This is a genomic window from Ensifer sp. (assembly GCF_035999135.1).
Classification (GTDB): Bacteria; Pseudomonadota; Alphaproteobacteria; order Rhizobiales; family Rhizobiaceae; genus Ensifer.
In genome coordinates this window covers 1-12,200 of the sequence record NZ_DASYGZ010000184.1, presented here as the reverse complement: position 1 = coordinate 12,200, position 12,200 = coordinate 1, and the positions used below count along the sequence as shown (strand labels likewise).

Below are 12,200 nucleotides of genomic sequence, written 5' to 3'. Positions count from 1 at the left end.
CGGCCGGCCGATCCCGCTGATCGCCGAGACCGGCGGCCAGAACGCCATGATCGTCGACAGCTCGGCGCTTGCCGAACAGGTCGTCGGCGACGTCATCGCCTCGGCCTTCGACAGCGCCGGCCAGCGCTGCTCGGCGCTGCGCGTTCTCTGCCTGCAGGAAGACGTCGCCGACCGGACGCTTTCGATGCTGAAGGGCGCCCTGCATGAGCTGAAGATCGGCCGCACGGACCGGCTCTCGGTCGACGTCGGCCCCGTCATCACCGCGGAAGCCAAGGGCATCATCGAAAAGCACATCGAAACGATGCGCGGCCTCGGCCGGAAGGTCGAGCAGATTGGCCCGGCCTCCGGGACCGAACAGGGCACCTTCGTACCGCCGACGATCATCGAGCTCGACAAGCTCTCGGATCTCAAGCGCGAGGTCTTCGGTCCGGTGCTGCATGTCATTCGCTACCGCCGCGACGATCTCGACCGGTTGATCGACGACATCAACGCTACCGGCTATGGCCTGACCTTCGGCCTGCACACGCGCCTCGACGAGACGATCGCCCATGTCACCTCGCGGGTGAAGGCCGGCAACCTCTACGTCAACCGCAACGTCATCGGCGCCGTCGTCGGCGTTCAGCCCTTCGGCGGCCGTGGCCTTTCCGGCACCGGCCCGAAGGCGGGTGGCCCGCTCTATCTCGGCCGCCTTGTCGCCACGGCCCCGGTTCCGCCGCAGCACAGCTCGGTTCACACCGATCCCGCTCTGCTCGATTTCGCCAAGTGGCTCGACGGCAAGGGTGCCAAGGTCGAGGCCGAAGCCGCCCGCACCGCTGGCAGCAATTCGGCCCTCGGCCTCATCTCGGAACTCCCGGGCCCGGTCGGCGAGCGCAACCTCTATGCGCTGCATCCGCGCGGCCGCGTGCTGCTCGTTCCGGCGACGGAAACCGCGCTCTACCACCAGCTGGGTGCAGCCCTTGCGACCGGCAACACCGTCGTCATCGACGCCGCCTCTGGCCTCCAGGCATCGCTAAAGGGCCTGCCGGCAAGCGTCACCGCACGGCTTTCCTGGTCGAAGGACTGGGCGGCTGACGGTCCCTACGCCGGCGCGCTCGTCGAAGGTGACGGTGCGCGCGTGCGCGAAGTCAGCAAGGCGATCGCAGGCCTGCCGGGTCCGCTCGTGCTCGTCCAGGCGTCGTCAACCGAAGAGATCGGCAAGAACCCCGATGCCTATTGCCTCAACTGGCTGCTCGAGGAAGTCTCGACCTCGATCAACACGGCGGCGGCCGGCGGCAACGCCAGCCTGATGGCGATCGGCTGATAAGGGCCACTGGTCGACGGGCGCCAGCCCGATCAAAGGTCGCTCACTGGATGTTCCCCTTCCCCCAACTGTTAATGGGGGGAGGACACCAAACTCCCCACCACCTCATCCCTGTGCCCCGTCACAGGGATCCAGCCGCGCCGCGTCGGCGGCGCGATAAGCTGTTTCAACAATGACAGTCTTCTCTCACGGCGCAGACGCTCCGTGACTGGCAACTGTGACAGGCACAGGAATGACGGCAGAGAGGCAATGCCGGCCCCGTACATTGGGCGCGTGATGCCGGACCAGACCCGCCGCGCCCCAAACCGTGGTGGCGCCCCTCACCGCAATCCGCTATCAGCTTCTGAAGAAACGGAAGCGGCCATGTTCACCCTCAAGCGCATCGAAACGGCAAGCCAGGACATCAAGAAGAGCCGTTTTGTGGCGATAGCCGCACCCATTGCCGACGAGCAGGCGGCAAAGGACTTTCTCGCCTCCAATTCCGACCCCACGGCCAACCACAATTGCTGGGCCTGGCGCCTCGGCCAGGCCTATCGCTTCAGTGACGACGGCGAGCCGAGCGGAACGGCAGGCAAGCCCATCCTCGCCGCCATCGACGGCCAGGAACTCGACGGGGTCGTCGTGGTCGTCACCCGCTGGTTCGGCGGCATCCTGCTTGGCAGCGGCGGCCTGGTGCGCGCTTATGGCGGCACGGCCGCCCTCTGTCTCCGGGCGGCGGAAAAGATCGAGATGATCGAGACCGTGCGCGCGACCGTTGCCATCGACTTTTCCGACATGGCGCTGATTAAGGCGCGGCTTCTTGCCCGCGGCGTCGCCATCGCCGGCGAGAGCTTCAACGACAAGGGCCCGGTGTTGACCATAGACCTGCGCAAGGACGAGGCAGAGGCAATCCTTGGCATGGTCGTCGATCTCAGTCGCGGCAAGGCGGTTGTCTCGCTCGACGAATAGCGCTCGTCCGATCCGTCGCTAGACAGTATAGAAGCGCGTCATCGATCCCACGATCGACCCACAGCAGGAGGCGACATCATGAAGACGAGAATTCTCGGCAAGACCGGGGCCAGCATTTCCGAGATCGGCTTTGGCGCCTGGCAGATCGGCGGCGCCTGGGGCGATGTCAGCGAAGCGGACGGCAAGCGTGCGCTCAACGCCGCACTTGATGCCGGCGTCACCTTCATCGACACGGCCGACGTCTACGGCGACGGGCGCTCCGAAAAGATCATCTCGGCGGTCCTGAGAGAACGCAGCGGCGATAAGCCCTTCGTCGCCACCAAGGCCGGCCGGCGGCTCAGCCCGCATGTGGCCGAGGGCTACACGGGCGAAAACATCGAGGCCTTCATCGACCGCAGCCTTGCCAATCTCGGCGTCGAAACGCTCGACCTCGTGCAGCTGCATTGCCCGCCGACCGAGGTCTACTACAGACCTGAATTGTTCGGAGCGCTCGACCAGCTCGTCGCCAAGGGCAAGATCCGCCACTACGGCGTGTCGGTCGAAAAGGTCGAGGAAGCGCTGAAGGCGATCGAGTATCCTGGCGTCGCGACCGTGCAGATCATCTACAACATGTTCCGCCAGCGGCCGCACGACCTGTTCTTCGCCGAGGCAGCCAAGAAGAATGTCGGCGTAATCGTGCGCGTGCCGCTCGCCTCAGGGCTCCTGTCCGGCAAGATCACCCGTGACACCGCCTTTGCCGCCGACGATCATCGCAACTTCAACCGCCACGGCGAAGCCTTCGATGTCGGCGAGACCTTTGCCGGGGTGCCGTTCGATACGGCGCTGGAAGCGGTGGAGCAACTGCGTCCGCTGGTGCCTGAGGGGGTGGCGATGTCGCAATTCGCGCTTGCCTGGATCCTTGGGCAGCAGGCCGTTTCGGTCGTCATCCCCGGCGCCCGAAACGAGGCGCAGGCGCAGTCAAACGCGGCTGCGAGCGCGCTTGCGGCCATCGACGAACGGAAGAAGGCCGCGATCGCCGATGTTTACGAGCGACTGGTTAAGGTCCATGTTCATCATCGCTGGTAGCTGAAACGCTCGCCCCGAGGCGAGCGCATCCAGGGGAGTTGCTGCGATGCCTGATCCCTTCGGGCTCCAACGCTTCGTCGATGCCCAGGACCGCGTCCATGCCGCGGTTCTGGAAGAACTGCGGCAGGGCCGCAAAGAGACCCACTGGATGTGGTTCGTCTTTCCGCAGCTCGCCGGCCTCGGGCATTCTCCGATGGCCGAGCGCTATGCCATTTCCGGGCGAGAGGAGGCGGAAGCCTATCTCGCCCATCCGGTGCTCGGGCCCAGACTGCGGGAATGCACCGAGCTTGCCAATGCCGTTATCGGCAAATCGGCCAACGACATCTTCTCAAAACCTGACGACAGGAAGTTTTGGTCTTCGATGACCTTGTTTGCCGACGTTGACCGGCAAGGAGGACCGTTTGAACGGGCGCTGGAGCGCTACTTCGAGGGGAATAAGGATCAACGCACCGTCGATCTTCTTGCGCAACTGCGTTGACTGCGCATGCGCCGGAGACGGTGCTTGGCCGTTAGCCGCTATTGCAGGCTCGGCGTGGAGTGGACCAGGAAGAACAGGATCATGAAGGCACAAACGGACAGGCCTGCAACGATCACCAGAAGTTCTTTCATCATATAGCGATACATCGGCACCTCCCTTCTGAAATCGGCCCTCTCTACCTCCTTCATATAGGGGGTCGACCAGCCGATTTTCACATGCAGGCGTCAAAAGATCGTGAAGGCCTTGGCGCGTTTCGTGATCTGAATTTTCGTCTTCCAAGGCCCTCGCGGTCCGCCGTACGCACAACAATGGCGAGCAATGTGATTTATAATATACTAATATACTAAATTGTCTTCTAGCTCGTTTGACGGGTGATCACAGCGGGACATCCGCTCGTTCGGATGACGACTGAAATACGCCGTAACACTTTGAAGCTAAGCCATCTTTTCCCGAGCGCGGCGGACCGCGACATGCTCTCGTCTCCGCCTCGGCGGGCCATCGGCATCGATCGATGGAACCGGAATGTCGGCGGCAAGTCTCCCGTGGTCGCGACGGCATGCAAGGCGGCCCTCCCCTGCTTAGGGCCTTGATTTTACATCACGCATCCCCGGATCGGGAGCGATCCCGGCGCCGCTCGCCAGCACCAGGAGGTTGCAACCCGCTGCAACCCCATTGACGGAATGCGCTTCCCGCCTTAAATCTACACCCAACGTCAGGTTTAGATAGGTGCCTCGTGTCGTCCCTCATGCAAATCGGAGAACTGTCGGAGCGTGCCGGCGTCAGCCATCGCACGATCCATTATTATGAGAGGCTGGGCCTGATCAAACCGGCCGAGCGCGAAGGGGCGGGCTATCGATACTATGACGCCTCCGCACAAAAGCGACTGGAAAAGATTGCGGCGCTCAAGCGCCTCGGCCTTAGCCTCGACGAGATCGCGGCCGTCCTCGACCTCTATTTCGAGGATGCGAGCGGTATCAAGGGAAAGGAGAAGGTGCTTGGAATCCTCGAAGCCCAGCTCGCCAAGGCGAACGCCCAGCTCGACGAACTCACCACGTTCAAGCACGACCTTGAAACCAACATCACCCGCATGCATGCGTTGATCGCGCAGGCGAGACGCAAATAACTCAGGTCAAGACCGCGCGCGAAAGGAGACCTCTCTTCTCAATCTACACCTGACGTCAGATTTATATTCATTGATACTCCGCCCGGCTTCGTCGCCGACCGCGACATTCGCGACCGACCGCTCGACGATTGTGCGCCGCGCGTCGCTTCCTTCGCGGCCATATTCGGCCGCGCGATCCTCATACCCCGCCCCAATCCCTTCCAAAACGAGAGGAGCCATCGCCATGCACAAGACACGATCAGAACCCTGGCGGCGGCCGTCGCCCTTAGCCTCCTTGCCGGTCCGATTGTCTCCGGTACGGTCCATGCGGAGACAAGGACGATGACCAAAGCACGCGCGACACCTCAACCGGTCGCGACGACCATCAAGGCCGTGATGCCGGCCGGCTACCGCGAAGTGGGCCGTCGCGCTGCCGTCGTTGACGGCGACGATGCAGAACTCATCCGCTACGAGCGAGCGGACGGACGCAGTGCCGGGCTTGGCGGCGAACATTTCAGCACCGTCATCGCCGACGGCGGGCGCCTCAAGGGGTTTGCACGGATCGATCTCGACCTGGTTGGCGGCGAGTTGCCGAGCCAGGAGGAGGCACGGGCGATCGCCATGGAATTCCTGCGCCAGGCGGCGCCGGACCTTCTGCCGGGGCTGCGGATCAGCTGGATTGACCCGCACGACGAGCCGCTGCGGGTGGCCGGCAACGGACGCGCCGAAGACCTGATCCTCACAGGCATGAAGGTCAAGATGCGCAACGAGGCCGACGGTCTCTGGATGTGGGTCATCGTCGGCGCGGACCGCAAGGTCATGGTCTTCGAGCGCGACATTCACTGGATCAGCTTTCCGGGTCGCCGCGGGACGGAAAAATGGCTGCACGATGCCTGGCTTGTCGAGAAGGGCTACGGCGTGGGCCAGTCCTGATTGACTGGCCGGACCAAGGGGATCGCCACTCCTCTGGACCGCCCGAATATCGCAGCGACCTCTGGACGCCTGACAAGACGCGGGGCGCTGTAGCGCTGCAGAGGAAAGCGCCCGGGGGAAAGAAGCCGTGCGTCGCGAAACGCAAGCTCGCGACGCACGGCTCGGGCAAAATGTTCGGGCGCTACAGACAGGGCAGTCGAACTGGAAATGCCGGTCGGACCGAGAGCCTTTGCTCCGCTCAAGCCAACAAGCGAATTCCGTCCGGCGAAATGGAAAATCCCTTCTGCGAAGCTTCCCGCCAATCACATTGGACAATGCTATCCAAGCTCAGCCATGGAGCCTCGCCCGTGTGCGGACGCCGCCAGCGACTGGAATGCCAAAACATAAAATGAAGATACAACAAGCCGGACGCGAACCGCTCGTTCGATAACTGTCCATTCTTCCAGGTCCATTGATCAGGGCTATGCAAACCATCCGGCCAGAGACGCTCACCGCCGCCAGGCGTGGTGTAACGCTCGACCAGCAGCGACTTCGGCGCCAATAGTCTTTTGACGAAGTGCTTGCGTTTCGGCACCATGATCGTTGTCAGGGCGCCCTCGTCCAAACCGAAGTGGCCGACAGCAGTCACTCGCTCGCGCCAATTCGGGATGCGCTTGGCGAATGTCCGCATCTTGGTTGTGTTTTGAAAAATCGACAGATGACCAGCCATTCTATCCGAGTGCGATGAAATCGCATCATACTTGTCAAGAATTTCGTCGGTGTATATCGACCGTATATCTCCCCAGACAACGTCAATGTCGCAGTATCCAAAAGACCTGTAGTCTTCCAGCTGATTTTCAAAAATCAATCCTAGAAACGGCTTTAAATCGCAAAGCTTATATGCGGTCAGATTGTGAAGATCGACGCCGAGATCATTCGAAACCTTTTCCCTATAGTCTTCAAACGAATAGCGCATGAATTTGACGTTTGGGGATTTGTTTTCAGGCTCGGATTGATCCGTTGCTATCAACCAATCAACGTCATCGTTGTGCTTACATGATTCGATAAAGAAATTTATCCACTCAGGCCATTTCCCAAACCATTGCGAGATTAGCAGCAATCTTTTCATGTAAATTAGCCTTCAATATTCATAGGCCGAAATTGTCCACCCACGGTTGACGCGCTCTGCATATTGGCCGAGGTTGAAAGAATCCAGTGCCTCCTCTCACAGATCGAGGCACTCAATCGGAGCCCTGTCCGATGCCAGCGGTGTTTTGAAGATCGTCGCGACCGGCCAGATTGCCGAGCATGACACCAGGGCGTATCCATCCTGCCTACGTTGCCTGATACCGGGCCACAGGAAAAGCAGCTTGGCCAATCATCACTGAGCAACCGACCTGCCAACGCAGGCACGAATCATCGAGCGTCGGCGGTGTCGCGCGAACATGCGAATATTGCACGTTGCCCATCGTCCTGTTGCGGAATATGGCAAGGCCTGAGCGCAAGAATGCCGTCAGAATGACATTCGATCGGCCCTTGCGGGCATGAAAGCTAAGTCATTGAAAAGAATGGCGCACCCGAAGAGATTCGAACTCCTGACCCCCAGATTCGTAGTCTGGTGCTCTATCCAGCTGAGCTACGGGTGCGTTTGGCGGAAGCGGTCAAACCGCTTGCGTGAGCGGTTCTCTAAAGGGTCCTTCCGGGGATTGCAAGCGCCGTTCTGTAAAAAATTTCATTTTTACGACGACAGGCCCGCTTTGCTGTGGACGGAAACGTCCTGCCCGCGCTCGAACCCGCTGGAAAGCAAGGCGTTGCGATCGGAAGCCCCGTTTTCGAAAATAATTGCGCTTGGCAGCCGTCCACGTGCACCAGCAAGGCACGCCGATCTCTCGCGCGGAAATCCGCCCCATGGCAGCAACGATGCCGACGAGATGGTGCTGGCGACAAACGATCAAGCGCCGCTCACGCGAACCGTCTGCCCGTGCACCGCCCTAATGGCGCAGCTTCGAACGGAAGGCGTCGAGCGGCACGGGACGGTCGGGCAGCTCGATGCGGAAGAGGGTGCCGGGCGTCGGCTTCTCGACAAGCGCGATCGTGCCACCATGGGCCAGCACCAGCTCGCGCGCGATCGCGAGGCCGAGCCCGGTGCCGCCGGAGCGCGCCGAGCCACGGAAGGCGGCAAACAGGTTTTCCCGCGCCTTTGGCGGCATGCCGGGACCGGTATCGTCGACGGAAATGGTGACGACACTGCCGATGCGCATCGCGGAGACGGCAACCGTCCGCGGCCGGCCATCCTCGGCCTCGTGGCTGGTCAGCGCCTGCACCGCATTGCGGCAGATGTTGTGCACCACCCGGAAGAGCTGCTCGCTGTCGGCGTCGACCTCCAGGTCGTCCTGCATCTGGATCTGAAAGTCGATGCCGGCCTGCGGATCGATCGCCAGCAGTTCGGCAACGTCGGAGACGAGCGGCTTCAGCGCCACGAAACGGCGATGGGGCTCGGCTTCCGTTGTCCGGCCGTAGGAAAGCACTTCGCGCGTGTAGCCGACCGCCCGGTCGATGGTGCGCAGCAGGGTCGGAGCGAAGCGCTTGACCACCGGATCGTCCACGTCGGCCAGCCGGTCGGAGATCAGTTGCGCCGAGGACAGGATGTTGCGCATGTCGTGGTTGATCTTCGACACGGCAAGCCCGAGTTCCGCCAGGCTCTTCTGCTGCTTCAGCGTCTTTTGCAGCTCTCGCTGCATGCTGGCGAGATGCTGGCCGGCGACGGCGAGCTCGTCTCTGCCTTCCGGCGGCACCAGAACCCGGCCAGGGTCGGCCGGATCATTGGAAAAGTCCTGCATGTTTGCCGTCATCCGCCGGATCGGCGCGATCAGCATGCGGTTGATGGCCAGAAAGATCAGCGCCGCGGTGATCAGCGAAATGAGAAGCGACAGGACAAAGACATTGCGCGAGTAGACGAGCATCGCCTTGCGCAGGCTGGCATCCTTCATCAGCAGTTCGATCGTCGCGTCGCTTTCGCCCAGCGGCCCATAGACGCGGATCACCCGATCACCGCCGAAGAGCAGCGTGTCGAACGCATCGCGGATCGAGGCAAAGGCGGTCGCGTTGGCGACATCGTACTCGCCTTCAATCTCGAGCGGCATGTCGGTGAGCGCGATCATGCGCGAGGCATCCTTGCGCCGGATGACGATCGCCTTGGTGCCGGTCGCCATCAGAGTGTCCTTCTGGACGCTGCGCGGCAGCTCGACATTCTGCAGACCGTCGACGACGACGGCGGCCGCCGCTGCCGTGTTCAGCCGGTCCTCGAGCCAGCGCATGCGCATGGTGGCGACGGATGGCGCGAAAATCAGTACTTCCGCCAGCATGACGAAGACGATCGTCAGCAACAGCAGCTTGCCGGAAAGACCGCGGAAAAAACCCACGCTGGTCTTCGGTGCTTCGTTTTCAGTCGCCGGACGCGTCTCTTCCGCCATGCCCTAGATATTTCCCTGCCCATCAAAAACGCCTGGGGCCTTGCACAACGACCCAAACCCAGGGGCTTCGCGTCGAACGACCATCATAGGAGATGGCCGCCGGAATTCCAAACGCACAACGGCTCGACGGGTGCGACAAAGGCGTGAACCCTCATCGAACGCGCGCCGCCCGCAATCGCGGGCCCATTTCGCAGACCTCCGGCCCGCAAGCACGCACCCATCGCCCCGGGGGGCCCTGAGCCGCCGCCTTTCGTCCTATCCGAAATCGCGCTGCGACCACCCTCACCGGGCCTATCTGCGCAGTTTCCGGACAGGTGTATGTCACCCAGGGAACACCGGTCCGATCGCCTGGCATCGCCAGATTATGAGAAGCCCGCGGCACCAGGTCGGTACCGCGGGCTCCATCACTTCAGCCGTCAATCAGGCGATCAGAATTCTTCCCAGTCGTCCTTGGCAACGGCTGCGGCCGATCCGCCACCGAAGGCGCGGGCGACATTGCCCATCATGCGCCGCGCCGGCGATGCGACCGGCTGCGACGTCTCGCGCGCCACGGCGACCGGGCGGGCGGCAGCATTGTCGACCTTGAAGTAGGCAATGAGGTTGGCAAGGTTGTTGGCTTCGCCGGAGAGCTTGTGCGTCGCCGCGTTCGCTTCCTCGACCATCGCCGCGTTTTGCTGGGTCACCTGGTCCATCTGGTTGACGGCCGTGCTGACTTCGCTGAGGCCGGTCGACTGTTCGCGGGCTGCCGTTGCGATCGAGTGGATGTGGTCGTTGATCTTCAAGACCCGCTCCTCGATCTCGCCGAGAGCCGAGCCGGTCTCCTGCACCAGCCGCACGCCGGTCGCCACTTCGCTGCCCGACTTCGAGATCAGCGACTTGATGTCCTTGGCCGCGCTTGCGGCGCGCTGGGCGAGCTCGCGCACTTCCTGGGCGACGACCGCAAAACCCTTGCCGGCATCGCCAGCACGGGCCGCCTCGACGCCGGCATTCAGCGCCAGGAGGTTGGTCTGGAAGGCGATCTCGTCGATGACATTGGTGATCTGGCCAATCTCGCTCGAGGCCTGCTCGATCCGGCCCATGGCATCGACGGCGTTGCGCACGACGGCTGCCGATTGCGCCGCGCTGTGCTTGGCCTCGTTGACCATGACGGTTGCTTCCTGCGCCCGCTCGGTCGAGCTTCTGACCGCGACGGTGATCTGGTCAAGGGCTGCGGACGTCTCCTCAAGCGCTGCGGCCTGCTGTTCCGTGCGCTTCGACAGATCATCGGCGGCCGAACGCAGCTCGGACGAATTGCCGTTGATCGAGTCCGTCGTCACGCGCACCTCGCGCAGCGTCTTCTGCAGGGTCGACAGCGTCTCGTTGACGTTTTGCTGCAGCTCGGCGAAGGCGCCCTGGTAGTGACCGTTCATGCTCTGGGTCAGATCGCCGGCCGCCAGGCTTGCAATCACGCGACGGGTCTCGGCGATACCGGCATCGACGCTGCCGACCAGTTCGTTGACGCTTTTGGCGAACCGGTTGAGGTCGTCGTTTTCATAGTCCTTGCCGATGCGCTTGGTGAAATCGCCGGCAGCGGCAGCCGCGACCACCACGCCGATGCTCGACTGCAGGTCAGCGCTCTTTTCACGCAGCACCGCTTCCTGTGCGTTGAGGTCGCGTACGGCAAGGCCGTTCTGCTTGAAGACCTCGACGGCCTCCGCCATCTCGCCGATCTCGTCCTTGCGCCCGACGAAGGGCACGTTCGCGGCGAGATCGCCGCCAGCCAGTTGCTTCATCTTGCCGGTCAATTCGAGGATCGGACGGCTCAGGTGGTTGGTAGCGATATAGAAGGCCGCGCCAATGCCGGCGATGAGGCCGAGGCCGGCGATCGCGAGAATGGTGATGATGACGTTGCGCTCGAACACGGCCGTGTCGGCCGTCACGACTTGAAGCGTCTTCAGGTTGATGTCGACGACGCCGTCGATCTGTTCCTGGAACGCCTTGCGGTTGGCGCGATTGGCGTCGGTGTTGCCCTGCTCGTTGGCAGCCTGCGGCGAAACCTCTTCGCCAAGCCGCGCCGTCTCGACGCGGAACGTCCTGAATTCGGCGGCACGGGCGACCAGCGTGTCGAAGGACGCCTTGGTTTCGGCGGGGATCAGCGGGCGCCACTCGGCAAGCAGCGTGTCGATCTTGTCGAGGTTCTTGCGGATGCCTTCGGCAAAGGGCTTGGCCTTCTCGACGGTCGGGGCGGCGTATACGCCGCGCGATTCCATGACAACCGCGGTCACCAGTCGGTTGAGGCGTTCCGCGTTGAAGGCGCGCGTCGCCACGTTCTCGTACTGGTGGAATTTCTCGTTGTATTTGTTGACAGCGATCAGCGACATGCCGGTCACAGCAACCGCCAGCACACTCATGATGCCGACAATTAGATTGATCTTACCGCGTATTTTCATCCCGACCTCCACAAGGCCGGAAGGCCCGCCCGATTATCGGACGTGCCGCGACCCCATTGCACCGAGGCGACCCTAAAATAGACGTGGTTAATAAAGGTCATCGCGGTGATCAGGCATTCTGGGGAGGCGGGCTTAGCGCTCTGTTTACCAATCTCGGCTAGCTGATCCGCCCTTGTGCCCGGATTTCGCTCTCTCGACCACGAGCGGTCACATTGATGATGCCGCACGCGCTGAATCGCCGACGGCAATTGACTTTCCGGGAAATTTACCCTTATAAGCCGCGCACGTCCGGTCAAGCCCTCTGCCCGCAAGGCGGAGCCGCGTCCGGTAACGTAAACGCTCCTTGCTACACGCAAACCCAAGAAGGGCCGCACACCGCGGTATTAAATAAATGAAGCGTACCTACCAACCGTCCAAGCTTGTCCGCAAGCGTCGTCACGGCTTCCGTTCGCGCATGGCTACCAAGGGTGGCCAGAAGGTCCTCTCGGCCCGC

At 62.2% G+C, this 12,200-nt stretch carries 10 protein-coding genes and 1 tRNA gene; 7 read left to right on the top strand and 4 right to left on the bottom strand.

From position 1 onward, the window contains the following. From VGO12_RS24295 to VGO12_RS24270, 6 genes are all read left to right on the top strand, one after another. Positions 1-1,300: aldehyde dehydrogenase family protein (locus VGO12_RS24295; protein ID WP_327515296.1), on the top strand; the 1,300-nt coding region annotated here is incomplete at its 5' end. A gap of 363 nt (positions 1,301-1,663) precedes the next feature. Then, the gene (locus VGO12_RS24290; protein ID WP_327515295.1) at positions 1,664-2,248 is read left to right on the top strand and encodes a YigZ family protein; all 585 of its coding nucleotides are present in this window, start codon (positions 1,664-1,666) and stop codon (positions 2,246-2,248) included. Positions 2,249-2,326: 78 nt separating this feature from the next. Beyond that, positions 2,327-3,313, top strand: coding sequence for an aldo/keto reductase (locus VGO12_RS24285; RefSeq protein WP_327515294.1), 987 nt, complete (start codon positions 2,327-2,329; stop codon positions 3,311-3,313). A gap of 46 nt (positions 3,314-3,359) precedes the next feature. Continuing rightward, the gene (locus VGO12_RS24280) at positions 3,360-3,791 is read left to right on the top strand and encodes a DUF1810 domain-containing protein (protein ID WP_327515293.1); all 432 of its coding nucleotides are present in this window, start codon (positions 3,360-3,362) and stop codon (positions 3,789-3,791) included. A gap of 745 nt (positions 3,792-4,536) precedes the next feature. Further along, positions 4,537-4,914 (top strand): MerR family transcriptional regulator, encoded by a 378-nt coding sequence (locus VGO12_RS24275; RefSeq protein WP_327515292.1) that lies wholly within the window; start codon positions 4,537-4,539, stop codon positions 4,912-4,914. Between the two features lie 321 nt (positions 4,915-5,235). After that, entirely contained in the window at positions 5,236-5,826 is a 591-nt protein-coding gene (locus VGO12_RS24270; RefSeq protein WP_327515291.1) for a hypothetical protein, read from the top strand. A 238-nt stretch (positions 5,827-6,064) separates the two neighbouring features. On the opposite strand, the gene VGO12_RS24265 is transcribed toward VGO12_RS24270, so the two are convergent. The 4 genes from VGO12_RS24265 to VGO12_RS24250 all read right to left on the bottom strand — a co-directional run bounded on the left by VGO12_RS24265 (position 6,065) and on the right by VGO12_RS24250 (position 11,707). Beyond that, positions 6,065-6,934, bottom strand: coding sequence for a DUF6625 family protein (locus VGO12_RS24265; RefSeq protein ID WP_327515290.1), 870 nt, complete (start codon positions 6,932-6,934; stop codon positions 6,065-6,067). 440 nt (positions 6,935-7,374) lie between these two features. Beyond that, positions 7,375-7,451, bottom strand: a tRNA-Arg gene (locus tag VGO12_RS24260). A gap of 345 nt (positions 7,452-7,796) precedes the next feature. Continuing rightward, positions 7,797-9,278, bottom strand: a complete 1,482-nt coding sequence (locus VGO12_RS24255; protein ID WP_327515289.1) for a HAMP domain-containing sensor histidine kinase — start codon at positions 9,276-9,278, stop codon at positions 7,797-7,799. A gap of 428 nt (positions 9,279-9,706) precedes the next feature. Next, complete coding sequence (locus VGO12_RS24250) at positions 9,707-11,707, bottom strand: methyl-accepting chemotaxis protein (RefSeq protein WP_327515288.1); 2,001 nt, start codon at positions 11,705-11,707, stop codon at positions 9,707-9,709. Between the two features lie 391 nt (positions 11,708-12,098). Between VGO12_RS24250 and rpmH the strand changes: the two genes are divergently transcribed. Next, positions 12,099-12,200 (top strand): 50S ribosomal protein L34 (rpmH, locus tag VGO12_RS24245; protein WP_327497279.1); only part of this gene is annotated, 102 nt, incomplete at its 3' end.

Coding starts and splice junctions, on each gene's coding strand:
- VGO12_RS24290 (WP_327515295.1), top strand. CDS start 1,664: ATGTTCACCCTCAAGCGCATCGAAACGGCAAGCCAGGACATCAAGAAG.
- VGO12_RS24285 (WP_327515294.1), top strand. CDS start 2,327: ATGAAGACGAGAATTCTCGGCAAGACCGGGGCCAGCATTTCCGAGATC.
- VGO12_RS24280 (WP_327515293.1), top strand. CDS start 3,360: ATGCCTGATCCCTTCGGGCTCCAACGCTTCGTCGATGCCCAGGACCGC.
- VGO12_RS24275 (WP_327515292.1), top strand. CDS start 4,537: ATGCAAATCGGAGAACTGTCGGAGCGTGCCGGCGTCAGCCATCGCACG.
- VGO12_RS24270 (WP_327515291.1), top strand. CDS start 5,236: ATGACCAAAGCACGCGCGACACCTCAACCGGTCGCGACGACCATCAAG.
- VGO12_RS24265 (WP_327515290.1), bottom strand. CDS start 6,934: ATGAAAAGATTGCTGCTAATCTCGCAATGGTTTGGGAAATGGCCTGAG.
- VGO12_RS24255 (WP_327515289.1), bottom strand. CDS start 9,278: ATGGCGGAAGAGACGCGTCCGGCGACTGAAAACGAAGCACCGAAGACC.
- VGO12_RS24250 (WP_327515288.1), bottom strand. CDS start 11,707: ATGAAAATACGCGGTAAGATCAATCTAATTGTCGGCATCATGAGTGTG.